This window comes from Priestia sp. 53B2, from assembly GCF_056099005.1.
This window is the reverse complement of record NZ_JBLZXA010000008.1, coordinates 577,467-601,762: the sequence shown is the minus strand read 5'-3', so window position 1 is coordinate 601,762 and position 24,296 is coordinate 577,467. Positions and strand designations below refer to the sequence as shown.

The window sequence follows — 24,296 nt, the reverse complement described above, 5'->3', positions numbered from 1 at the left end:
TCACATTGTTTGGGTATCATAAGTAGAACTCGCCGGTTTTTTTTTGTACACTAAGACTAGGAGGTTGAAAATACATGCAAAACGAACAAAGATTACTGCTAGTAGACGATGAAGATCGCATTAGACGATTGTTAAAAATGTACTTAGAAAAAGAAGGATACATCATTGAAGAAGCAGCCGATGGGCATGAAGCAATCGAAAAAGCGTTACACATAGATTATGATTTGATTGTATTAGATTTAATGATGCCCGGCATAGACGGTATTGAGGTTTGTAAACAAATTCGGGAGAAAAAAGCAACTCCTATTATCATGCTTACAGCTAAAGGGGAAGAAGTAAACAGAGTCCAAGGGTTTGAAGTAGGTACAGATGATTATATCGTTAAGCCGTTTAGCCCAAGAGAAGTGGTTCTTCGCGTAAAAGCACTGCTTCGACGTTCTTCTCAAGCAACGTTTATTCAACCAGAAACGAGCGTGAAAAATCTTATTGTCTTTGATCACTTAACGATTGATAATGATGCACATCGCGTTACAGCAGACGGAAAAGAAGTTAACTTAACTCCAAAAGAATATGAATTATTATGCTACCTTGCAAAAACGCCAGATAAAGTATATGACAGAGAGCAGCTGCTGCGTGAAGTATGGCATTATGATTTCTTTGGAGATCTTCGTACGGTAGATACGCACGTCAAGCGTTTGCGTGAAAAGTTAAATCGTGTATCGTCACAAGCGGCGAAAATGATTGTAACCGTTTGGGGAGTAGGGTATAAATTTGAGGTTGAAAATAACTGATGTTTTGGAGAAGTGTAGTTGGTAAACTATGGTTTACTATCCTATTGCTCGTCACGCTTGTTTTATTTATTTTGACCATTTTACTGCTTCAGTTTTTTGAAAATTATCATGTTGTAGATGCAGAAAACCGTTTAACTAAAACGGCTGCTAAAATCTCTACCATTGTGCAGGAAACGGACGATGAAAAACTAGGACTATCGATTGCTCGTGAACTTGCAGACCAAGCAAGTGTAGTTATTGTTCAAGACAAAGATTTTTATTGGCATTCCACACATCCTGATAAAGAAAATAAGAAAGCTATTTCGGCCATTGTTAAACAAAACGATCAGCTAAATCAAGTGGTTGAAAAAGGTAAAGTAATACGGGAAAAAATGTACATGACTACAAAGAAAGACACGAGTGATGAGCCTTTAATGTTTGTTGTCGGTGTACCTTTAATGAAAGATAACAAACCGACAGGCGGCGTTTATTTGTATCAATCTCTTTCTGAAATTGAAGAACCCGCTCAATATACGACTAAGTTCATTTTATTGGCTGCAGGTATTGCTATTATTTTAACTACTATCTTTGCTTTTTTCTTATCCACTCGAATTACAGCGCCTCTTAGAAAAATGAGGCAGGCGGCATTTGAAGTAACAAAAGGCAACTTTGATACAAAAGTACCTATTTTAACTCACGATGAAATTGGAGAGTTAGCGATTGCTTTTAATCAAATGGGCAGGCAGTTAAAGTTTAACCTCAATGCGCTTAATCAGGAAAAAGAGCAGCTTTCAAGTATTTTAAGCAGTATGGCAGACGGTGTTATTACGTTTAGTAGAGACGGATCGATTTTAATTACCAATCCCCCAGCGGAGCATTTTCTTCAGACTTGGTATTACGAGCAGGATGTCAACAATCAGCAGGTGCCTGAGCTTCCAGCAAACGTCGTCCATTTGTTTCAAACGGTAGTAGAGACTGAAACGGAGCGAAGTGCAGAATTGAAAATTCAAGGGAAAACGTGGGTCATTTTAATGTCACCGCTCTATAATCAAACGAAAATTCGCGGTGCTGTAGCTGTACTACGGGATATGTCTGAAGAGCGTAAACTTGATAAATCGAGAAAAGATTTTATTGCAAACGTGTCTCATGAATTGCGTACACCTATTTCTATGCTTCAAGGTTATAGTGAAGCTATTATTGACGATATTGCAAGTACGGATGAAGAAAAGAAAGAAATTGCACAGGTGATTTATGATGAATCACTCCGTATGGGCCGGCTTGTAAATGAACTTTTAGATTTGGCGCGAATGGAAGCGGGACATGTGCAGCTTCACTTAGAATCTGTAGCAATGGTTGAATTTACAGAACGTGTTTTGCGTAAGTTTCAAGGGTTAGCTAAAGAAAAACACATTAAACTGTCTCTTAATGGAAAAATAGAAGATGAATTTGAAGCGATGATTGATTCAGACCGTATGGAACAAGTGCTGACAAACTTAATTGATAATGCCATTCGTCATACGGATGACTACGGAGAAGTAAAGCTGCATCTTGATAAAAGTCAATCCGAAATCCATCTTTCTGTTCAAGATACAGGAGCAGGCATTCCGAAAGAAGATCTTCCATTTGTATTTGAACGATTTTATAAAGCGGATAAAGCCAGAACGAGAGGGAAGTCAGGAACTGGTCTTGGGCTTGCAATCGCCAAAAATATCGTGGAGGCACATCAAGGGATCATTGCGGTTGAAAGTGAATTAAATGAAGGAACAACTTTCTTTATCAAACTGCCAAAGTAAGCACATGCTAAATAACAGTTTTTTTCGGCTGAAATAATAAGAATAGCAAAGAGGTGTGATTCAGTAGAGAATCACATCTCTTTATTTTTTCTATAAACAAGTCTAAAAGAGAAGGAATTGGCATATAGTATGTTTTGTGTGCAATGATCTACATAGGAGGTTCTTTCTTCATGATTGATGTGTTAAGAAGAATATTGGTTGTATTAGTAATGGGATTGTGTATAGGTCTTTTATTTTTGGGCGGGCAAATGGTAAAAGCAGAAGAGAAGCAGTGGGAGTGGCCGGTTGAAGGAGTCTTAACTGATATATTTGGTTCTCGTCACGCCAAACACTTTGGAATTGATATAGCAGCACCTGTTGGTACACAGGTGTATGCTGTTGCAAAAGGAGTGGTGAACCGCTCTTATTATTCAAATACATATGGACAAGTTGTTTTTATCAAACAAACAAATGGATACGAAACGGTCTATGCTCATCTAGAGGAACGTTTTGTTGCGGAAGGAAATCGTGTAGCCGCAGGTCAAAATATTGGACGAGTTGGCAATACAGGGCGATCTTCAGGTGCACATTTGCATTTTGAAGTTCATCAAGGAAGTTGGAATCCGGATAAAACCAATGCAGTAAACCCACTTGCCAAATTGGACAAGCAAAAACTATCGGCATACGTAAAAAGCGATTTAGCTGCCACGGTTTTTCAGCAGTTACATCAGACTTCTGATAACTGTATTCTTATCCATCAAGGAGATACATTATCTGAGCTCGCAGTCAAATATGAAGTAGATATGGATCAGCTAAGAAAGTGGAATCATTTAGAAAATACGATGTTAAATGCAGGACAAGTGTTAAAAATAAGTCCATAAAAAAGAGCCGCTAAGGCTCTTTTTTTTATGTCACAATTCAATACGCTGTATGGTCACAATTTCGCTTGTTTGTTTTAACGAAGCGATGACAGAATCATCTAAAAGTTTATCAAACGTAAGCATCATAATGGCTTCTCCGCCTTTTTGCTTACGGCCCACTTGCATGGTAGCAATGTTAATACGTAAATCTCCAAGTACTTTCCCTACATTTCCAATAACTCCGGGCTGATCACTGTGACGGATATAAAGAAGATGTCCTTCTGGATAAAAATCAATATCAAACGAATCAATATTAACAATTCGAGGTCCATAGCCTGCTATATAGGTGCCCGTAATGGTAAATGTACGCTGTTCGCCTGTTACGGTAACGTCAATCATATTGGAATATCCTTGCGTATCTTCCGATGTTTTTTCACCAAATGTAATTCCTCGTTCTTTGGCAATCATAGAAGCATTGACTTCGTTAACAGGTGAGTCGATCCGATGAGTTAAAAAGCCTGATAACAAGCTCCGTGTAATATAAGTGGTTTCCAAATCCGTCACTGTACCTCCGTAGGAGATAGAGATATGCTGAACAGGTTCTCGCATGCATTGTGATAAAATGGCTCCCATTTGTTTAGTAAGGCTCGTAAACGGCTGGATTTTTTCAAAAACTTCTTTAGAAAGCGTTGGCAAATTAATGGATGAGCTTACAGGATTACCTTCTAGAAAACGCAAAACGTCATGTGCCACGTCCTCAGCAACGTTAAGCTGGGCTTCTTTTGTAGAAGCTCCTAAATGGGGAGTTGTAATAACTTGATCAAAATGTAACAAAGGGTTATCAATCGGCGGCTCAACTTCAAATACGTCAATAGCTGCACCTTGAACATGGCCAATTTCTAAATAATGAACTAAGGCTTTTTCATCAATGATCCCGCCGCGTGCGCAGTTTAATAAAAACACACCCTTCTTTGTTTTGGCTAATGTGTCATGATTGAGCAATCCCTTTGTTTCTTTCGTAAGCGGAGTGTGCACGGTAATTACATCCGCTGCTGCTAGTAATTCATCCAGGGATAATAATTCTACGCCTAGCTTTTCAGCTCGGGAAGAGGTTAAAAAAGGATCGTAAACGTGAACGCTCATATTGAAGGCTTTTGCGCGTTTGGCAAGCTCTGACCCAATTCGTCCAAATCCGATAATGCCCAGGTGTTTGCGATTAAGCTCTGTTCCAACAAATGCTGAGCGGTTCCATTCGCGCGCTTTAACTGAAGCATTTCCTTGGGGGATATGACGAAACAAGCTAGCCATCATAGCAAATGTATGTTCCGCCGTTGAAATGGTATTTCCGTTCGGCGCGTTAATAACGACAACCCCTCGTTTGGTTGAGGCTTCAATATCAATATTATCGACCCCTACTCCAGCGCGAGCAACAATTTTTAAATTCAGCATTTTTGCCAGCAAATCCTCTGTAACCGTCGTAGCACTCCGTACTAAAAGCGCATCGTACGTATGCAAATCATTCTCAACTTCTTCAACTTTTTTTCGCGTAAGATTCACATGAGGAGCTTCAAGTAGTGGAGCAAGACCTTCATTGCTAATTGAATCAGCTACTAATACATTATACATGACGTGAACATCTCCCTTGGATTTTACTATCATCAAATATTTGATAATTTACCATATTAAAAAAATTCTGTCAATTATATTTTTCAAACTTTACGATTAGTTATCAAATACACAATTATAAACGTAAAATTGAAACTATAAATATGTCATAATGCTGTTGGTTATGAACTTATTTCCTTATTTCACATATAAAAACAGTAATGAAGTTTATAAAAGACATCAGTTTAATAGGGATTAAAAAACTTCTTTATTTACTTTTAATTCGAGATAACATATAATAAATTCATAATTAAATATTGGTCTATCTTCGGGGCAGGGTGAAATTCCCGACCGGCGGTAAAAAACAAATTGTTTTGAGCCCGCGAGCTTATATGTAATACATACGAGCAGATTTGGTGAAATTCCAAAGCCGACAGTACAGTCTGGATGGGAGAAGGTGGAGGTTCAGCGTTCAAAACCTAATGTGATGAACGTTTATTAAATATGCCTGCCATGTCACCTCTCAACGAATCATTTGTTGGGAGGTTTTTGCGTGGGGATATAAAGTTGAACCTTTCTTCTTTGAAGAGTGGATCACAAAGAAGGAGAGAGGCAAGATGCAACAAAGTAAGAAAACTCAAAAGCTGGTTATACTAGGAATGTTAAGTAGTATTGCTTATATTTTAATGATGATTAATTTTCCAATTCCTGGATTACCTCCGTTTTTAACAATTGATTTTAGCGAAATTCCTGCACTCGTAGCAGCACTTGTATTTGGACCGATGGCTGCTGTTATAGTAGAAGGAATAAAAAATTTATTGAATTATTTAATTCAAGGAAGCGCTACAGGGGTTCCAGTTGGTCAAGTGGCGAACTTTGTGGCTGGTTTACTGTTCGTTCTTCCTGTATCATACATGTTCAACCGATTTAAAACGGCTAAAGGCGTAACGATAGGTTTGGTTACGGGTACGGTGGTAATGACGGTACTCATGGCTGTCTTAAATTATTATGTCTTCTTACCAGCGTATACAATCTTCTTACAATCGCCAGAAATGTCTAGTGAACAAGCACGTCAATATATCGTTGCAGGTATTTTGCCGTTTAACTTAATAAAAGGAGCAGCAACAGGGGTTATCTTTGTCTTATTGTTTTCAAAAATGAAGCAATGGATCACGCGTCGCATTGCTGTTTAATTCAATCGCTCTCCCGGGGAGAGCGATTTTTATATATAAAAAAACCTGCAGCGTGTACACTACAGGTTTGTTCAATACTTATTCGAATTTATTAGCATCGCCTTCGAATTTTTCATCCGCTACGCGAATTGAATCCGTAGGGCAGCCTTCCATTGCATCCATCATATCATCTTCTAGATCTTCTGGAATTTCTACTACACCTTGGTTATCATCTAATGTTACGAATGCAATACCTTCATCATCATAATCATAAATGTCTGGTGCTGCTGCTCCGCAAGCGCCGCATGCGATGCAAGTATCTTTATCAACAATTGTATATTTTGGCATAACAAGACCTCCTGTAAAGTGTTCGAAAATTTCTCATTATATAATCTCTTCGCGAATCAAGAGTGAAATTTCTCCTTATTCATTGTAAAATGATTTATAAAACTTTTCAATAGAAAAGTCACTGAGAATGCTTATCAAATCAAGGTTTCTTCACTTACCCAAACGTTTTGATACATAAAGGAAAGAGCTAAAAAGCCTTTATCTCACATGCTATTGGTCACTTTTGGTACAATGAATGAGAAAGGAAGTTGACACCTTTGAATTATATTCAAGTTAGCATTTTATTTTGTATAAAACAGTTAAAAGGTGAGCGAACCGCCTATGGTATTTATCATTTATTAACAGGTAAAAAGTCAGCTCAAACGATTCAAGACGGAAAAATTTTTGGAATTTCGTTTCTTTTTCAGTCATTTGTTTACTTAGATAAACGGTCTTTTGAAACCTGCGTTGCATATTTAAAAGAACAGCAGTATATTGAAGAAACTGAAAATCAAAAGTATGTGATGACAGATAAGGGACAAGCACGCCTTGAAGATGAACTGACGGCTCGACCCTTTCATCCAGCTTTAGACGGATGGAAATTCGCAAGCAGTACTCAATTATTTTTAGCAAGAATCACTTTGTTCATTCAGACCTTATCAAACCTACAGTATTTTCAAAAAGGGTTTTTACCCATTTCCAAAAATCCTGAGGTGATTCAATGGGTCAAAACGTATATTATGTCTCAAAAGCAAACGCGTCAAGAGTTAGCCGCCGAGCTATTCAAAGAGCTCCGAACGTGCTTGAAAGGTTGTACGGAACGGGACGCGTCTCTTTTTGTTTTGCAACTGACTGGATACCAAAGAGTAGGCTTTACAAAAAATCAGTTAGCATATCAATATGAACTCGATGAGCATTATGTTCATATTCAGCTTTTAGGGGTTATTCACCATATCATTGAAAAAGTGAGTAAAAATAATGAAAGCTTTCATGTACTTTCTTCTTTTTTACGTGATCTATATTTAGAATTGCCTTTGACAAGCTCGACGTTAAAAACGTATAGCTGGCTTCAAAAAGGCAAGACGCTTGAAGAAATTGCTTATATAAGGCGTTTAAAAGAAAGTACAATTGAAGATCATATTGCAGAATTAGCTCTGTTTGTTCCATCTTTTTCAATCGATGCATACGTATCGCCTAAGCAGCAGGAAGAAATTATCTCAGCCTTTGAAGGTTTGCGTACAAATAAATTAAAGGTGATAAAAGAAGAAGTAAAAGACGACGTTACCTATTTTCAGATTCGTCTCGTATTAGCAAAACATTTTACCTGATACTAAAAAAAGTGGTGTTTGATGTGAAGATAGAACAACTTCTACAGAAACAATTTGGCTATAGCCAATTTCGACTAGGACAAAAAGAGATTATTCAAGATATTTTAACGGGTCATAATGTGTTAGCGGTTCTTCCTACAGGAACAGGAAAATCATTGTGCTATCAGCTCCCAGCTTATTTGTTGAACCGACCGGTGCTGATTGTATCTCCTTTAATTTCACTGATGGAAGATCAAGTTCAACAACTAAAGGCAAGCGGAGAAAAGCGAGTTATTGCCTTAAATAGTTTCCTACAACAAGAAGAAAAACAACGAGCACTAAAAAATTTAGCTTTTTATCGTTTTATTTATGCATCTCCTGAAATTTTGCAAAATGCTGTTGTAGTAGAAGCATTAAAGCAGGCAAAGGTAGGCCTTTTCGTTGTGGACGAGGCGCACTGTATTTCTCAGTGGGGACATGATTTTCGTTTAGATTATCTACAGCTAGGAGATATATGGAAGGAACTTGGCAGTCCGCTATGTCTGGCACTAACGGGAACTGCGACTAGGGAAGTAGTGGAAGATATTAAGCGCTACTTATCGCTTCCTGCTGTCAACGAGCACATCTATTCCATGAATCGAAGTAATATTGCGATGAAAGTTGATTTTGTTGCAAGTATTGAAGAAAAAAAAGAGAAGTTACTGATGTACGTTAGTGAACTGCAAGGTCCGGGAATTATCTATTGTTCCAGCCGATCTTGGACGGAAGCATTAACACAGCTTCTAAAGGGAAATGGGATACAGCGAGTGCAGTATTACCATGGAGGAATGGAACCGAATGAAAGAATGCTTGTTCAACAGCAATTTTTAGAAAATCAGCTTGATATCATTTGCTGCACAAGTGCATTTGGAATGGGGGTTAACAAATCGAATGTTCGCTTTGTTATTCATTTTCATACACCTACGCAGCTAGAAGCATATGTACAGGAAATTGGAAGAAGTGGACGCGATCAGCGAAACAGTATTGCGATCTTGCTTTATGCTGAAGGAGACGATGATTTTGCTCATTCTTTACTTGAAATTGAGCTTCCTTCTTCAGATATCATCTTATACTGCTTGTCGTATTTACGAAACCATGATCAGGCCATTCCTTTAAAACAAGTAGAGTCTCATTTTCTTTATACAGTGGGTATTCAAGAAACACATTGGCGATTTATTCGTTATTACTTGTACAGAGAAAATGTAGTGAAAAATGAACATGTTGAACCCTGGAAAATTCCTGAACCGCTGCATGAGACGATTATTGCAGCTGTAAATAAACGTCTTCGAAACAAACATGACAAGTATCGTGCGATGAAGGGGTTTATTGAGACAAAAGAATGCCGTCGTCACGTGCTGCTTGGCTATTTCAATGAAACGGGAAAATCAGAGCCTGAGAATTGTTGCGATTGCTGCGGCTTGGATTTAGAAAACTATAAAAAAACAAATGGTGAGCAAGAGCAATGGACATTTCAAGGTTGGGAATTAGAATTAGCTCGTTTGCTTCGTCAAGGAGAGATATAATGGCAAAATCACAGCAAGAGCTTATTTCATCCATGACAGATGCAGAGCTAGTTAAAAATTTATATGTAACACAGCTGCTCATCTGCTTCATTGCTTTAGGCATCGGTTTTTTTACATTCGATTCGTGGAATTCCTTTTTGCAGTTTTTTCAGCTGGATTGGTCTTCTATTTTATTGTACGGGGGAGGAACAGCTCTCTTGGTAGTAGGAGGAGATATACTTCTAATGAAATGCGTACCTGAGCATTTATACGATGACGGAGGGATCAATGAACGTTTATTTGCTAATCGTTCTGTTCCTCATCTGATCCTTATTTGCCTAATCGTTGCATGTTCAGAAGAAATATTATTTCGAGGGGTTATACAAGTTCAGTTTGACCTTTTTTGGGCGAGTATCGTATTTGCACTCGTTCACATTCGATATTTAAAAAAGTGGTTTCTTTTTATTTCGGTTGTGTTTTTAAGCTTTTTAATAGGGTTACTTTTTTGGTGGACTGAAAATTTGTATGTCACGATTTTTAATCATTTTCTCATTGATTTTTTATTAGGCCTGCAGATACGAAAATCAAAAGGGGAATCTGCACAGCCAGAAGAACTAATGCAGTAAAGGTTAAGGAAACAGCCATTATTTTCAGTGCTACCCACATAATCTTTTATGTTCCCTCATATGTTGTACTAGCATACGAGGGGGTGGAATGATGGAAAACAAAGTGATAGACTTTGAAAGCGATGAAACACTTCAATATATATTAGCGAGCGTTATTAAAAGAAAAGAGACAGTCAATAAGTTGAAAGCTAAAGAGGGAAAATGGAAGATTTTGTTTTTAGCCAGTGTAACGGCTGTTATTAGCTACTTTTTTTTCATATTTCAAAGCGGTTTTTTTACGACGTTTAGCGAATTTTTTTCATTTTTGTTAGGCAACATGGGACATTTGATGTTTCTATTGCTTACCGTCTCACTTTACTTTTATACTGTACAGCTGCAGAAAAAAAGCGAGAAAGCAGAAAAGACTTTTCAAGATTTGCGCTGTGAGATTATTAAAAGAAGCAAAGAGCTATGGGCGACGCCTGAAACATGGGAGCACCGAAAAGAAACGTTCCGCTGGATGCAGTCAACCTATGGAATTAATTTATATCATGAAAACAAATAGAATCGCATGAAAAAGCCTCTTTTTACATAGAAGTTTAGTGAAGGGGGTTTTTTTGTGAGGGATTGGTTTAACTTGCTGGCTGCGTGGTTATGCAGTTATTATATCAGCAGTTTAACGGCTGTAGGCTCAAAAGCTTCGTTAACCTATTTACTTATTCAAATGATTTTACATCCGTTAGATGTGTTTAGTGTTATAATCTTGTTTTTTACGGCTCTTTTTTGCCTGTCGGCGGCAGTTCGTAAAGTGTTTCTGCAAAGTCGGTTGCTTCTAAAAGGCTATAAGGTAAAATGGCATGAATACCTTGTTTCATGTCTATGTGTGATAGGAATTTTATCGTTAAGTGCAATTGCGCTTTATCAAGTAGTAGGTTTGTTAACAATTGCGATAATTTATGCCCTTTCTTCTTTAACAGAAACACATCGGGTATAAAATGAAAAGAAGGAGAATATATGGTTATTCTTTTAATTGTTTTAGCGTTAGGCATAGGCTTGCTGATTTTTATGTTTTCAGAAGCCCATCGTACATATGTCGAAGAAAGAACGATTCATTTATCAAGATTTCCTGAAAATCAGCAGCCTTTGCGCCTGTTTTTTATATCGGATATACATAAGCGAACAGTTTCGTCGAAGCTGTTGGAAAAAATACCGGGCGAAGTAGATTTTGTGATCATAGGCGGTGATTTACTAGAAGGAGGAGTCCCTTTATTGCGGGCTCGTCAAAATATTCAAAAGCTTAAAACGCTAGGACCCGTCTATTTTGTGTGGGGAAATAATGATTACGAAGTAAGTCAAATGCAATTGAAGCAGATGCTTAAAGATGAAGGAGTTATTGCCCTTAAAAATGAGCATGTCTTTGCCGTTTCTAAATATGGTACTACATGCCACTTTGCGGGGGTAGATGATTTATCAGAAGGTCAGATGAATCTAAAGAGAGCTGTTTCTTCCATTGGAACTGAACGGCTTACCATTCTTCTAAGCCATAATCCTGATGTTATCTATTATGTAGATGAAGAATCAAAAGTAGATTTAATTTTGAGCGGGCATACACACGGGGGACAGATACGCTTATTTAATTTGGGTATGTATGAATTAGGAGGGCTGAAAGAAAAAAGAAAGATTCCTCTTTTTGTCAGTAACGGATATGGTACAACCTCTTTGCCTCTCCGTTTACAAGCTAGAGCCCAAACGCATTATATCACTTTAAAAAGGAAAGAATAGCCTTGAACAAACTCTTTACATAGCATATACAAATTTTACACACAGGATAACTTATCCTATAATTCAATTAATAGATACAGTTCACGAAGAGTAGTTGGAGGTTACGTATGGCTCACGAAGGGAAGTATAATATTAAAGCCATCTCAAATATGGTCGGAATCCAGCCGGGAACTTTGCGTGCATGGGAACGACGTTATCAAATTTTAAATCCTGTCCGCAACGATTCGGGGCATCGGTTATATACAGAGGAAGATTTGCGGAAATTAAAATGGCTCACGGAAAAAGTGAGCGGAGGTTTTACCATAAGTCAAGCGGTTTCGTTATTAGAAACGGAAAGTAGTACAGTAGGAACGTTTGAAGAAGAAGGAGAAGTAGATTCCCCTCAAAAAATTAGGGATGAGCTGTTAACGATACTTTTATCTTTTGAAGAAGGAAAAGCACAGGATTTAATTAATCATGCTTTTAGCCTGTATTCGGTAGAAAAAGTGGTTATTGATATTTTGGGTTCTCTACTCGTGACGGTTGGAGATATGTGGGAAAAAGGGCAAATTACAAGTGCTCATGAGCATTATACGACTCAAGTATTAAAAACGCGTATCAGCATGATTTTTTATTCGCTGCCTTCAAATGGCTTATTGCCTAAAGCGATTGCTGTATGCGGACCTAATGAGACACATGAAGTGGGACTCCTAGTCTTTACGCTATTTTTACGCCGTAAAGGGTTTGAGGTTATTTATTTAGGAAGCAGCATTGAAGATAAAGATGTTGAGTTAATTGTTAAAGAAGTAGACCCAACGTTTTTATTTATGTCATGCACAATGATGGAAAATGCCGAGAAAACACTAAATTTGACGAACCAAATGATAAAGAAATTCCCGCATCTCAAAGTAGGATTAGGCGGTTATGTGTTTGATGGTTTAGATAGCAAAAGAAAAGGCGAGGCCCAGCCGTTTATTTTAGGAAATACAAAAGAAGAGTGGAACAGCTGGCTAACAAAAAAATTAGCAGAAATTGATTGAGAATAGCTTGTCTTTCCTATCATAAACCTGTAAACTCGTAAGTAAACATCACGAACCGTTTTCCAAAAAATACATATACTGCATTATCGAACCATGTGGTTATGAGTGCAAGCGGGGAGGGACGCTAATGAGGCTTGAACGATTAAACTATAATAAGCTAAAAGTTTTTTTGACCTACGATGATTTAAAAGAAAGAGGGTTAACAAAAGAAGATCTATGGACAGATACATTCAAAGTAAAGCAGCTCTTTCGTGAGATGATAGAGCAAGCTTCTCAAGAACTGAACTTTGAACCTACAAATTCTCTTTCTGTAGAAGTTTTTTCACTTCAAGCACAGGGAATGGTTGTATTTGTGACAAAGCAGTATGAAGAAGAAACCAGCTACGGTGAGTTCGATGAAGACGAGTTCGAAGACTTCATTGAAATGCAGGTCATGCTAGATGAAAGCGAAGACATGTTTTTTGAGTTTGATTCATTTGAAGATGTCATTCAGCTGACCAAACGCATGCCAAACTTTTACGATACGGATAGTGTGCTCTATTCATTTGAAAAACGTTTTTACGTGCTGTTGGATTATCACATGCTGTCACCGGCTGAAGTTGGGAATATGATTGCGGTTTTGGCGGAGTATGGAAATCCCTCTACAATTACAAAGCACCGCGTAAATGAATATGGGAAAATGTTAGTAGAAAAGAGAGCTTTGGAGTATATTAACTCTGTCTTTTCTTAACTGTTTAATTGAAATAATTACACCCGTGAAGGATAAAGCACTTTTATTAAAATAAGAGTGGCTGCACTTTCAGCTTGTACAAAGTTGTTGAAAGTGCTCTTTATCACCGGGTGTTTTTTTATTTTTTTTAGACGATTAAAGCATACTAGAAAAGAGGTAGACTTAAAACATTGTAGCATACCTTGTAAAGTTAATGGAAGCGTTTTCTTATAAGAACACAAAAAATACTAAAAGTTCGATATTTTCCTTTGCAATGTAAAACTAAGGGTGTATACTATGTCATGAAAGAAGCACCATTCAATTAAAAACGAATAATTTTCGATACATTTTAGGAGGTTTACAGATGGTAGCCGACAAGATGCAAGACAGTAAAAATAGTCAAGAAGAGAAGCATGATGTTTTAAAATCTACACAAACAGTGATACATAAAGCGTTAGAAAAACTAGGCTATCCTGATGAAGTGTATGAACTATTAAAAGAGCCATTACGAATGATGACAGTAAAAATTCCTGTTCGTATGGATGACGGATCAGTTAAGATTTTTACAGGTCACCGAGCGCAGCATAACGATGCAGTTGGTCCTACGAAAGGCGGAATTCGTTTTCACCCAAACGTAACTGAAAAAGAAGTAAAAGCTCTATCTATATGGATGAGTTTAAAATGTGGAATCGTTGACCTTCCTTACGGTGGAGGAAAAGGTGGAATTGTTTGTGATCCTCGAAATATGTCTTTTGGAGAATTAGAGCGTTTAAGCCGCGGATATGTTCGTGCGATTAGCCAAATTGTTGGACCAACAAAGGATATTCCAGCGCCGGATGTGTTTACAAATTCACAAATTATGGCTTGGATGATGGATGAATACAGCCGGATTGATGAATTTAACTCACCGGGCTTTATTACTGGAAAGCCCCTTGTCTTAGGTGGTTCGCACGGCCGTGAAACAGCGACTGCAAAAGGAGTAACTATTTGTATTCGTGAAGCAGCGAAAAAAAGAGGCATTGAATTACAAGGTGCACGGGTAGTAGTACAAGGGTTTGGAAATGCAGGAAGCTTTTTAGCTAAGTTCATGCACGACGCTGGCGCTAAAATTGTAGGGATATCCGATGCGTACGGAGCGCTGCATGATCCTAACGGTTTAGACATTGATTATTTATTAGATCGACGCGATAGCTTTGGTACAGTAACAAAATTATTCAATAATACAATCAGCAACAAAGAGCTGCTTGAACTTGACTGTGACATCCTAGTTCCAGCTGCGATTGAAAATCAAATTACAGAAGAAAACGCCCATAACATTCAAGCGAGTATTGTAGTAGAAGCAGCAAATGGACCAACAACTCTTGAAGCAACGCGCATTTTGTCAGAGAGAGGAATTTTATTAGTTCCAGACGTTTTGGCAAGTGCCGGCGGTGTAACAGTCTCTTATTTTGAATGGGTGCAAAATAACCAAGGTTATTATTGGACGGAAGAAGAAGTAGAAGAAAAGCTTGAAAAAGTAATGGTTAAATCATTTAATAACATCTACGAAACCTCTACAACTCGAAAAGTCGACATGCGTCTAGCTGCTTATATGATAGGCGTAAGAAAAATGGCAGAAGGCTCTCGTTTCAGAGGCTGGATTTAAAAACAGAACAGCAGAACAATTGCGTAAATAGAAAAAATCTCCTATCATTAATGAGGAGATTTTTTTGTTTTACACTGCGTTAAAATAAAAAAAAGGTGCGTTTACAACTGAAGGAGTGACAGGCATGAAGAAAGAAAAAGTAATTATTGTTGGCGGAGGACCATGCGGCCTTTCAGCAGCTATTGAGCTTCAACATACAGGTATTGATGCTCTTGTAATTGAAAAAGGGAATATTGTGAATGCCATTTATAACTATCCGACCCACCAAACGTTTTTTAGTTCGAGTGAAAAACTAGAAATTGGGGATGTCCCTTTTATTACCGAAAATCGTAAGCCTGTGCGCAACCAAGCTCTTGCTTACTACCGAGAAGTGGTGAAGCGCAGACAAGTTCGAATTCAGCCGTTTGAACGTGTCTTGCAAGTAGACAAACAAGCGGAAAACCAATTTATTGTCACAACATCTAAAGAGACATATGAAGCGGAGAATGTCATTATAGCTACGGGCTATTACGATCATCCTAATTATATGAATGTGCCTGGTGAAGACTTATCAAAGGTATTTCATTATTTCAAAGAAGCGCATCCGTACTTTGATAAAGATGTAGTCGTTATAGGCGGAAAAAACTCTAGCGTCGATGCAGCTCTGGAATTGGTAAAGTGTGATGCAAGGGTGACGGTTATTTATCGTGGCTCAGATTACTCCCCTAGCGTAAAACCTTGGATATTGCCTGAATTTGAGGCGTTGGTTCGAAATGGAACAATTGAGATGCATTTTAATGCTCATTTAACGAAGATAACGGATGAAACGGTAACATATGAACAGGAAGGGAAAGAGTCTACGATTAGTAACGATTTCGTTTTTGCCATGACTGGGTATCATCCTGATCATTCGTTCTTAACAAAAATGGGTGTGGAGTTAGATGATGAAACAGGCCGCCCTTCTTTTAACGAAGAGACGATGGAAACAAACGTGGAAGGAATTTATATCGCTGGTGTGATTGCTGCAGGAAACAATGCTAATGAGATTTTTATTGAAAATGGACGTTTTCATGGAAAATCAATTGCTTCTCATATTATCAACAAAAACAACGCATAGGCTTCTATGCGTTGTTTTACTAATGATTAAATAGCTGCTGCAGTTCATCATGATTCGTTGTTACTTGGAGAGCAACTAACAGTTTAATGCGTGCTTTAGGACCATTTAAGCCATTTGAAAAAATAACGCCCATCTCTTTCAACTGCTTGCCACCGCCTTCATATCCATATACATCTTGAGCAATTCCATTAAAACAGCGAGAAACGAGCACGATGGGTATCTTTCGCTCCAAAAGCAATTGAATGCCTGGAATTGTGAGAGGAGGTAGATTTCCTTGACCGAGGGCTTCAATTACAAGTCCATCAACATTCATTGAAGCCACTGCTTGAAATAAATGGTCGTCCATTCCTGCATAAGCTTTTAATAAAGTGATTTGTTTATCTATCTGATTGACAGGATAAAATTCATGTTCTGTAGGCATGTGGTGAAAAGATACGCCGCGTTTTGTGATTAATCCTATTGGCCCGTACTGAGGGCTTTGAAATGTCGCCACGTTGCTTGTGTGGGTCTTGGTCACGTTTTCAGCGGTATGAATTTCATCGTTCATCACAACTAAGACACCTTTTCTTCTTGCACCGTCACTAATAGCCACCCGAACCGCAGATATAAAATTATAAGGACCGTCTGAACCAATTTCATTGCTTGATCTCATGGCTCCAGTTAAGACAATTGGAATATCTGTATGCACTGTTAAATCTAAAAAATAAGCGGTTTCTTCCAACGTGTCCGTACCGTGAGTTAACACGACTGCATCAATTTTGCCTTCATTAATTTTATCGCGTATTTTTTTTGAAAGTATAAGCATTTCCTTAGGAGTAATGTGAGGAGAAGGCAGATGAAATGCTTCTTCTACGATTACATTGGCCATACCTGAAACAGATGATGTTGAGCGGTGAAGCGGATTTTGAATATCTGGTGTTACCGATCCAGTTGCCATGTCTTCTTTCATAGAGATTGTGCCGCCGGTGTGAAGAATATAAACAGTTTTCATAGAGAGCTCCTTTCAATTTTTCATATAAGTATGATACATTTTTTGGTATACTTGTTTAAGGTCTTTGTTAGGCTTTGTAAATCGACAGCAAGTTATGTGAGCATTTACATATAAAGATAAGGACATTATAGACGGAGATTTTCATCCTAAAGATAACATGTTACTATTAAAAAAAATAGAGGAGATGAGGCGCTATTTATGTTGGCGATTGTATCTGCAGGCATTGCGCCAGGATTGGCATTGTTAAGTTTTTTTTATTTGAAAGATGAATATGAAACTGAGCCTATTTCAATGGTATTAAAAACATTTATTTTTGGAGCAATGCTTGTTTTGCCAATTATGTTTATTCAATATGTATTTGGTGAAGAACACGTTTTTCAATCACCTTTTCTTCAAGCATTTTTTACGACAAGCTTTTTAGAAGAATTTTTCAAATGGTTCATTTTATATTTCACGATTTATCAGCATGTGGAATTTGATGAGCATTATGATGGAATTGTTTACGGGGCAGCTGTTTCATTAGGTTTTGCTACCGTTGAAAATATTTTATATTTATTTGCAAATGGTTTAGAATCAGCGCTAGGAAGAGCCTTTTTACCCGTATCTAGTCATGCTTTATTCGGCGTCATTATGGGGTATTATTTAGGGAAAGCAAAGTTTTCTGAAGGAAAGGAAAAAACGAAGTGGACGCTGTACTCCTTATTTGCGCCCCTCATTTTACATGGAACATATGATTATATTTTAAAAACAATGGATCATTGGGTATTTATTATTATTCCATTTATGATTTATTTATGGTGGCTGGCGTTAAGAAAAGTAAAAAAGGCCAAACAGCCATCGATTGTCTAGGCTCAGCTTGTAAATCTTTTTTGAGAGATTTACGAGCTGAGTTTTTTTCATTTCGGTAAATTTTGCGCATCTTGTATAAAAAAACAACCTTTACAAAAAATACTCCTATCATCTTATCAGTTACATACGATGTAGGAGGTTTTGTCATGTTATCATTTCGATGTTTTAAAAAGTATGCATGTCTTATATGCATATGTTCATTTATTGCAGCGTCCGTTGTGAGTCCAAAGGCCGCTCACGCGTTTTCAAATCAAGTCATTCAACACGGAGCAGTTGGAGATGACGTTATTGAGCTGCAGTCGAGACTTCAGTATTTAGGTTATTATAATGGGAAAATTGACGGTGTATTTGGATGGAGCACATACTGGGCACTGCGCAATTTTCAATATGAATTTGGCATTAAAAAGATTGACGGTTTAGCAGGCTGGCAAACAAAGATTAAATTAGCCAACGCAACAAAATATCACGAAAACTATGTGAAAAATCAAATTAGAAAAGGGAGTAAGTTTACGCACTATGGCGGTCAGCCTCTTGATCAACAGTCTAAAGGAAGCGGTAGCAGTGGGAAAAGCAGGGGGAACAATGATCAGCAAAAAGCACAAAGCGGATCTTCTCAAGCAAAAAAACCTGCCAGTCAGCCGCAACGTAATACGGCTAAAGGAAATTCTGAACAACAGAAAGAAAAAGCACAAAAGCCAACAGCGGTGAATGTACCAAGCGGTTTTTCACAAAACGATATTCAGCTCATGGCAAATGCCGTGCATGGTGAAGCACGGGGTGAACCATATAATGGCCAAGTAGCCGTAGCGGCCGTTATTTTGAACCGAGTTAACAGTCCGTCATTTCCAAATACAGTCGCTGGAGTTATTTTTGAACCGCGTGCATTTACTGCCGTAGCAGATGGGCAAATTTGGCTTGAACCCAATCCAACATCTAAAAAAGCGGTTATGGATGCGATTAACGGATGGGATCCTACTGGGAATGCTATTTATTACTTTAATCCGGATACAGCAACAAGCGCATGGATTTGGTCACGTCCTCAAATTAAGCAAATCGGGAAACATATTTTCTGTCGATAAAGAGAGGTGAAGGAAACATGATTCGAACAATTTTAATTGTATTATTAGCTATTGGTGTTGTAGGTGTAGGATATTGGGGGTACAGCGAACATCAAGAAAAAGATGCTGTGCTGCTTCAAGCGGAGAATACGTATCAACGAGCATTTCATGATTTGTCATATCAGCTAGATTTATTAAATGATAAAATCGGTGGCACGCTCGCCATGAGTTCGAGAGATCAGCTTTCGCCCGCGCTTGCGGAAGTATGGCGTTTAACTTCTGAAGCTCATAACAATGTAGGACAGCTGCCTTTATCGCTTTTACCGTTCAATAAAACAGAAGAGTTTCTTTCAGATGTTGGTGACTTTACGTACAAAGTGGCGGTAAGGGATTTAAGCAAATCACCCTTAACAGATAAAGAGTATAAAACGTTAAATTCGCTTTATGATCAGTCAGGCGAAATTCAAAATGAAATGCGCCAAGTACAGCATCTGGTCATTGATAATAACTTGCGCTGGATGGATGTCGAGCTAGCGTTAGCGACTAAAGAAAAGCAAGGGGACAATACAATTATTGACGGATTAAAAACCGTTGAAAAAAGTATGGATTCTTTTGCCGAAACAGATTTAGGCGTTATGAATGCAACGAATGAGCAGGAAAAAAACGCTTTTCATCAATTAAAAGGTAGAGAAGTTAGTGAAGATGTTGCAAAACAAGTGGCGCGTTCATTTTTGAATTTAAAAGGAAATGAACAAATTCATATTGTAAAGAGCGGAAAAGATGCCGATTATGAGGTATACAGCTTAACCATTACAGATCCAAAGACTAAACAAGAGACGTATATGGATATTACACAAAAAGGTGGATATCCGCTTTGGGTGCTCGAAGATCGAGATATTAAAAAACAAAATATTAGTTTAAACGATGCTATGAACAAAGCGAATAAGTTTTTAAAAGATCATCGTTTTGAAAGCCTAGTGATGGCTGAGAGCGCTCAATATGATAACATGGGAGTCTTTACATTCGTAGAGCAAACGGAAAGTGGAGTTCGGATTTATCCAGATTCAGTTAAAATGAAAATGTCTTTAGAAGATGGATCTGTGATTGGTTTTTCAGCTAAAGACTTCTTATTAAAACATCGTACAAGAGATATTCCAAAACCTAAAATTTCGAAAGAACAGGCAAAAACTAAGCTGAACCCGAATGTAAAAGTGATGGAAGACCGCTTGGCAATTATTACGAATGATTTAAACGAAGAAGTGCTATGCTATGAGTTTTTAGGGACAATAAAAAATGATACGTATCGTATTTTCATCAATGCCGATACGGGTTTTGAAGAAAAAGTCGAAAAACTGCAAAACTCAGAACCTTTATATAATGAAGTGTAAAGTTGATAAAAACCGGTGTCTATAGACACCGGTTTTTGTGTTTTGTAATATTTTATTGAGTCTAAATGACTAATTTATATTTACAAAATAAACATATTTGACTGTGTTTAAAAAAAGGGAAAAAGTGTATATAGTGGAACTGAAGGAGAGAGAAGATGATAAAAGCGGGAATGAGGTTGACGTTAGAGAGCGGGCACAGAGAGTCTACATTACAACAAACATATCGATGTAAAGTAGTTGAGTTTACGGAAGACGTGATTTATATTAGCTATCCGCTAAATGAAGAAACGCAGCGAAGTGCTTTTTTACTAAAAGGTACAAAATTGCTTGCTACGTTTATTGGATATGATACAAAATGTATATACCTTTACAACTGAAGTAACAGGGCGTGAAATAAAAGGCATGCCTGTTGTGAAGCTCTTTTACCCGGGCGATAAAAAGTTAAAATCCACCCAAAGAAGAAATTTTTTCCGTGTGCCGCTTACAGTGAAGGCGGTGATAGAAAGTGAACAAGAACAGCAGGATGTAATGGAAATCATGACTAAAAATATCAGTGCAGGTGGAATAGCCGGCTCCTTCCATCACTCGCTGCTTTTTAATGAGAAAGATTCGGTTGTTGTACGATTAAGTCTTCCTAATCGTGAGGGAGCTTTGCAGCATCTTGAATTAAAAGGGGAAGTTGTACGAATTACCGCCCCGACTTCTTGTAAAGTAGGTCAGCTATCTATTAAATTTATGGATATGGAAAAACAAACGAAAGAGATGATGATTCGTTATATCTTAAAGCGTCAGCTCGACTTAAGAAGAAAAGGTCTTCTTTAGCGTATAAAAAAAACTTCTCTTTCCTAAACTGTAAGCAAAGGTATTACTTCTTACAAAAGGAGAAAAAGGTGAATCGAATAGAACGAATTTTAATTAAATTAGTAGTTATTCAATTTGTGTTTTTAATAATTGCCCAATGTATTTTACTATCTAGCAGTCACAGTACATATTTCTCAAAGGTTATTCAGTATGAGGGAGTTAGCAAAAATAATTTCAATAAAATTATTGAAACATTCGACCAGTAGTCGGACGTATGGTAGAATAACTAGGAAAGAAACATGCAGTGAACACCAGGCAGGAGAAGACCCCCTGCTCTTTTTTTCGTTTATAAACGCTTCATATAAAATGGCTCATTGTATAAAAGATGAAAGTGGTTTGTTCCTGTTTTGAAATTAAGGGAGGCACTTATGGAAAAACAAATTTCAATCGCGATTGACGGTCCTGCAGCTGCTGGGAAAAGTACAGTGGCAAAGATTATAGCAGAAACCTTATCATATATTTATGTTGATACAGGAGCGATGTATCGTGCTCTAACCTATCAAGCGCAGAAAAATCAGGTGGATTTGCAAAATGAAGAAGAGCTATTGCATTTGCTTAACGAAACAGTAATCGATTTAAAACCGTCTGAATCTGGACAGGTAGTCATCTTAAATGGACAGAATGTTACAAGTGAAATTCGTTCCGCAGAAGTAACTAACTCTGTATCCATCGTAGCGAAACATCGTGCAGTTCGTGAAGAGATGGTAGCGAGACAGCAGGGCCTTGCTAAAGATGGAGGCGTTGTAATGGATGGACGTGATATCGGTACACACGTGCTTCCTCACGCAGAAGTTAAAATCTTTTTATTAGCGTCTGTGGATGAAAGAGCACAGCGACGCCATGACGAAAACATAAAAAAAGGTTTTGAATCAAATTTAGAGCGTTTAAAAGAAGAAATTGCCCGCAGAGACAAGCTGGATTCTGAGCGCGAAGTAGCACCTCTTAAAAAAGCTGAAGATGCAATTGAAATCGATACAACTTCCTTATCGATTGAAGGAGTTGTAGAAAAAATACTTTCTATTACAAAAGAAAGGATTGGATGATTTTGAGCTTTTATATGTTTGCACGTGCCATTGTAAAAGGCATTTTAACACCAGTTTATCGTTATGAAGTAATCGGTGCAGAAAATATCCCTTCAGAAGGCGGAGTTTTGCTTTGTTCAAATCATATTGACAACTTAGATCCGCCTACTGTAGGTGTGACATGTCCAAGGCCTATTTCGTTTATGGCAAAAGCAGAGCTGTTTAAAGCACCTTTTCTGAAGACGGTTCTGCCAAAGTTAGAAACATTCCCTGTAAAGCGCGGGATGGCAGATCGTGAAGCTTTGCGCCAAGGGTTAAAGATTTTAAAAGAAGGAAAAGTGCTTGGATTATTTCCCGAAGGAACAAGAAGTAAAAATGGGAAATTAGGAAAAGGGATGGCTGGAGTAGGCTTTTTTGCTTTGCGTTCAAAAGCAGCTGTTGTGCCTTGCGCTGTTATTGGTCCATATAAGCGTTTTGCAAGGTTAAAAGTAGTGTACGGACCGCCAATTCAGATGGATGAGCTTCGCGAACGAAAAGCATCAGCCGACGAAGTGACCGAAGTTATTATGAAAAGCATTGGTGAATTAATTGAAAAATATCAATAGTTTGTAACCTTATGACTTGACAAAAGATTCTATTTATTAGAAGTTAGTAACAAAGAGAGTTTTTTCTATACAGAGCTATATACAATAATGATGAGCTAAAAGAGTGAAGAACTCTTACAAGGGAATACATATTGTAGATGGATATTGGAGGAGGAAAAGACGATGACAGAAGATATGAATCAAGTAGAGGTAACGTCATTAGAAGTAGGAGAAACAGTAAAAGGTACTATTACAAAAGTAGAAGAAAAGCAAGTGTATGTAGATGTACCTAACAGCAAACTAGACGGTATTATTCCAATTAGTGAATTAGCGAGCTTACATATTGAAAAAGCAGGCGATGTAATCCAAGAAGGTGCCGAAGTCGAAGCGAAAGTAATTAAAGTGGAAGACGATTTGCTTGTGCTATCTAAACGGGCTGTAGATGCTGAAAAAGCATGGGATGGTTTAGAAGCAAAACTTTCTTCAGGTGAAGTGTTTGAAGCGGTAGTCAAAGAAATTGTCAAAGGCGGATTAGTAGTAGATATTGGTGTAAGAGGGTTCATTCCAGCTTCTCTAGTTGAAACTCATTTCGTTGATGATTTTGCAGAGTATCAAGATCAAACTCTTACAGTCAAAGTAGTGGAATTAGATAAAGAAAAAAATCGCGTGATTCTTTCGCATCGTGCAGTTGTAGAAGAAGAGCTTGTACAACAAAAAGAAAATGTTCTTGAGTCATTAAAAGAAGGTCAGGTTTTAGAAGGAACCGTTCAGCGCTTAACAGACTTTGGAGCGTTTGTAGATGTAGGCGGAGTAGATGGGTTAGTGCACATTTCTCAGCTTTCACATACGCGTGTAGAAAAACCTTCAGACGTAGTAGCTGAGGGAGATGCTGTGAAAGTCAAAGTATTGTCTGTTGACAAATCAACGGGGCGTGTTTCATTATCTATTAAAGATACGTTAGAAGGTCCATGGTCCAACATTTCTACGAAGCTTCGCCAAGGTGATGTAGTAGATGGAACCGTTAAAAGACTTGTATCTTTTGGAGCTTTTGTGGAAGTTCTACCTGGAGTAGAAGGACTTGTACACATTTCTCAAATTTCCCATAAGCATATCGGGACACCGCATGAAGTGCTTTCTGAAGGCGAAAAAGTGACGGTGAAAGTACTTGATGTGAATGAACAAGAACGACGCGTTTCGTTAAGCATTCGTGATCTTGAGGAAGAAGAACAAGAAGATTACGGTGACTATGAATTACAAGAAGAGTCAAAAGGTTTCCAATTAGGTGATATGATTGGGGATCAATTAAAAAAATTAAGATAAGTAATGGTGATGA

The 24,296-nt window shown here is 37.8% G+C and carries 26 protein-coding genes and 1 riboswitch; of the genes, 23 read left to right on the top strand and 3 right to left on the bottom strand.

Annotated elements, in window-relative coordinates; genetic code table 11:
• The first annotated feature begins 74 nt into the window (after nucleotides 1-74).
• The 3 genes from ACN6NE_RS06425 (at nucleotide 75) to ACN6NE_RS06415 (ending at nucleotide 3,423) form a co-directional block, all read left to right on the top strand.
• Complete coding sequence (locus tag ACN6NE_RS06425; RefSeq protein ID WP_013059051.1) at nucleotides 75-791, top strand: response regulator transcription factor; 717 nt, start codon at nucleotides 75-77, stop codon at nucleotides 789-791.
• Nucleotides 791-2,563: an ATP-binding protein gene (locus tag ACN6NE_RS06420; RefSeq protein WP_028410715.1), complete on the top strand. Its 1,773-nt coding sequence runs from the start codon at nucleotides 791-793 to the stop codon at nucleotides 2,561-2,563. Before ACN6NE_RS06425 ends, ACN6NE_RS06420 begins: the two co-directional genes overlap by 1 nt.
• Before the next feature lie 170 nt (nucleotides 2,564-2,733).
• Complete coding sequence (locus ACN6NE_RS06415; protein ID WP_129704641.1) at nucleotides 2,734-3,423, top strand: peptidoglycan DD-metalloendopeptidase family protein; 690 nt, start codon at nucleotides 2,734-2,736, stop codon at nucleotides 3,421-3,423.
• A 30-nt stretch (nucleotides 3,424-3,453) separates the two neighbouring features.
• Here the strand turns inward: ACN6NE_RS06415 and serA are convergent, their stop codons facing one another.
• A complete protein-coding gene (gene serA / locus ACN6NE_RS06410) occupies nucleotides 3,454-5,028 on the bottom strand; it encodes a phosphoglycerate dehydrogenase (protein WP_474324923.1) in 1,575 nt (524 codons plus the stop codon).
• Between the two features lie 299 nt (nucleotides 5,029-5,327).
• A riboswitch (FMN riboswitch) is annotated at nucleotides 5,328-5,470 on the top strand.
• A 154-nt stretch (nucleotides 5,471-5,624) separates the two neighbouring features.
• Between serA and ACN6NE_RS06405 the strand changes: the two genes are divergently transcribed.
• Nucleotides 5,625-6,200 (top strand): ECF transporter S component, encoded by a 576-nt coding sequence (locus tag ACN6NE_RS06405; protein WP_013084915.1) that lies wholly within the window; start codon nucleotides 5,625-5,627, stop codon nucleotides 6,198-6,200.
• 78 nt (nucleotides 6,201-6,278) lie between these two features.
• On the opposite strand, the gene ACN6NE_RS06400 is transcribed toward ACN6NE_RS06405, so the two are convergent.
• Nucleotides 6,279-6,527, bottom strand: a complete 249-nt coding sequence (locus tag ACN6NE_RS06400; protein ID WP_013059046.1) for a ferredoxin — start codon at nucleotides 6,525-6,527, stop codon at nucleotides 6,279-6,281.
• Nucleotides 6,528-6,784: 257 nt separating this feature from the next.
• On the opposite strand from ACN6NE_RS06400, the gene ACN6NE_RS06395 reads away from it, so the two are divergent.
• From ACN6NE_RS06395 to ACN6NE_RS06350, 10 genes are all read left to right on the top strand, one after another.
• Nucleotides 6,785-7,834 (top strand): YpbB family protein, encoded by a 1,050-nt coding sequence (locus ACN6NE_RS06395; protein ID WP_129704637.1) that lies wholly within the window; start codon nucleotides 6,785-6,787, stop codon nucleotides 7,832-7,834.
• Nucleotides 7,835-7,857: 23 nt separating this feature from the next.
• Entirely contained in the window at nucleotides 7,858-9,375 is a 1,518-nt protein-coding gene (locus ACN6NE_RS06390) for a RecQ family ATP-dependent DNA helicase (RefSeq protein ID WP_474324920.1), read from the top strand.
• A complete protein-coding gene (locus ACN6NE_RS06385; protein WP_474324918.1) occupies nucleotides 9,375-9,980 on the top strand; it encodes a lysostaphin resistance A-like protein in 606 nt (201 codons plus the stop codon). Before ACN6NE_RS06390 ends, ACN6NE_RS06385 begins: the two co-directional genes overlap by 1 nt.
• 88 nt (nucleotides 9,981-10,068) lie before the next feature.
• Nucleotides 10,069-10,524 carry a DUF2663 family protein gene (locus ACN6NE_RS06380; protein WP_474324916.1) on the top strand — a complete coding sequence of 152 codons (456 nt, stop codon included), beginning with the start codon at nucleotides 10,069-10,071 and terminating at the stop codon, nucleotides 10,522-10,524.
• Nucleotides 10,525-10,578: 54 nt separating this feature from the next.
• Nucleotides 10,579-10,953: a hypothetical protein gene (locus ACN6NE_RS06375; protein WP_013059041.1), complete on the top strand. Its 375-nt coding sequence runs from the start codon at nucleotides 10,579-10,581 to the stop codon at nucleotides 10,951-10,953.
• 20 nt (nucleotides 10,954-10,973) lie between these two features.
• Complete coding sequence (locus ACN6NE_RS06370) at nucleotides 10,974-11,741, top strand: metallophosphoesterase (RefSeq protein WP_474324914.1); 768 nt, start codon at nucleotides 10,974-10,976, stop codon at nucleotides 11,739-11,741.
• A 107-nt stretch (nucleotides 11,742-11,848) separates the two neighbouring features.
• Complete coding sequence (locus ACN6NE_RS06365; RefSeq protein ID WP_474324912.1) at nucleotides 11,849-12,760, top strand: MerR family transcriptional regulator; 912 nt, start codon at nucleotides 11,849-11,851, stop codon at nucleotides 12,758-12,760.
• Nucleotides 12,761-12,887: 127 nt separating this feature from the next.
• A complete protein-coding gene (locus ACN6NE_RS06360) occupies nucleotides 12,888-13,490 on the top strand; it encodes a genetic competence negative regulator (protein ID WP_474324910.1) in 603 nt (200 codons plus the stop codon).
• A gap of 358 nt (nucleotides 13,491-13,848) precedes the next feature.
• Nucleotides 13,849-15,114, top strand: coding sequence for a Glu/Leu/Phe/Val family dehydrogenase (locus ACN6NE_RS06355; protein WP_370506064.1), 1,266 nt, complete (start codon nucleotides 13,849-13,851; stop codon nucleotides 15,112-15,114).
• A gap of 124 nt (nucleotides 15,115-15,238) precedes the next feature.
• Nucleotides 15,239-16,210 carry a YpdA family putative bacillithiol disulfide reductase gene (locus ACN6NE_RS06350; RefSeq protein ID WP_129704628.1) on the top strand — a complete coding sequence of 324 codons (972 nt, stop codon included), beginning with the start codon at nucleotides 15,239-15,241 and terminating at the stop codon, nucleotides 16,208-16,210.
• Nucleotides 16,211-16,229: 19 nt separating this feature from the next.
• On the opposite strand, the gene ACN6NE_RS06345 is transcribed toward ACN6NE_RS06350, so the two are convergent.
• On the bottom strand, nucleotides 16,230-17,201 hold the full coding sequence (locus ACN6NE_RS06345; protein WP_474324908.1) for an asparaginase: 972 nt from the start codon (nucleotides 17,199-17,201) through the stop codon (nucleotides 16,230-16,232).
• A gap of 198 nt (nucleotides 17,202-17,399) precedes the next feature.
• On the opposite strand from ACN6NE_RS06345, the gene prsW reads away from it, so the two are divergent.
• The 9 genes from prsW to rpsA all read left to right on the top strand — a co-directional run bounded on the left by prsW (nucleotide 17,400) and on the right by rpsA (nucleotide 24,283).
• Nucleotides 17,400-18,050 carry a glutamic-type intramembrane protease PrsW gene (gene prsW, locus ACN6NE_RS06340; RefSeq protein WP_129704624.1) on the top strand — a complete coding sequence of 217 codons (651 nt, stop codon included), beginning with the start codon at nucleotides 17,400-17,402 and terminating at the stop codon, nucleotides 18,048-18,050.
• A gap of 146 nt (nucleotides 18,051-18,196) precedes the next feature.
• The gene (sleB, locus tag ACN6NE_RS06335) at nucleotides 18,197-19,129 is read left to right on the top strand and encodes a spore cortex-lytic enzyme (protein WP_129704622.1); all 933 of its coding nucleotides are present in this window, start codon (nucleotides 18,197-18,199) and stop codon (nucleotides 19,127-19,129) included.
• A gap of 17 nt (nucleotides 19,130-19,146) precedes the next feature.
• Nucleotides 19,147-20,496 (top strand): germination protein YpeB, encoded by a 1,350-nt coding sequence (gene ypeB / locus ACN6NE_RS06330; protein WP_129704620.1) that lies wholly within the window; start codon nucleotides 19,147-19,149, stop codon nucleotides 20,494-20,496.
• Between the two features lie 155 nt (nucleotides 20,497-20,651).
• Nucleotides 20,652-20,873, top strand: a complete 222-nt coding sequence (locus ACN6NE_RS06325; protein WP_240702473.1) for a flagellar brake protein — start codon at nucleotides 20,652-20,654, stop codon at nucleotides 20,871-20,873.
• A complete protein-coding gene (locus ACN6NE_RS06320; protein WP_474324906.1) occupies nucleotides 20,842-21,318 on the top strand; it encodes a flagellar brake protein in 477 nt (158 codons plus the stop codon). Before ACN6NE_RS06325 ends, ACN6NE_RS06320 begins: the two co-directional genes overlap by 32 nt.
• A gap of 68 nt (nucleotides 21,319-21,386) precedes the next feature.
• Nucleotides 21,387-21,563, top strand: coding sequence for a YpfB family protein (locus ACN6NE_RS06315; RefSeq protein WP_013059030.1), 177 nt, complete (start codon nucleotides 21,387-21,389; stop codon nucleotides 21,561-21,563).
• Between the two features lie 162 nt (nucleotides 21,564-21,725).
• Nucleotides 21,726-22,400 carry a (d)CMP kinase gene (gene cmk / locus ACN6NE_RS06310; RefSeq protein ID WP_013059029.1) on the top strand — a complete coding sequence of 225 codons (675 nt, stop codon included), beginning with the start codon at nucleotides 21,726-21,728 and terminating at the stop codon, nucleotides 22,398-22,400.
• On the top strand, nucleotides 22,397-22,984 hold the full coding sequence (locus ACN6NE_RS06305; RefSeq protein WP_474324904.1) for a lysophospholipid acyltransferase family protein: 588 nt from the start codon (nucleotides 22,397-22,399) through the stop codon (nucleotides 22,982-22,984). Before cmk ends, ACN6NE_RS06305 begins: the two co-directional genes overlap by 4 nt.
• Nucleotides 22,985-23,146: 162 nt before the next feature.
• Complete coding sequence (gene rpsA, locus ACN6NE_RS06300; protein ID WP_013059027.1) at nucleotides 23,147-24,283, top strand: 30S ribosomal protein S1; 1,137 nt, start codon at nucleotides 23,147-23,149, stop codon at nucleotides 24,281-24,283.
• Nucleotides 24,284-24,296: the final 13 nt, after the last annotated feature.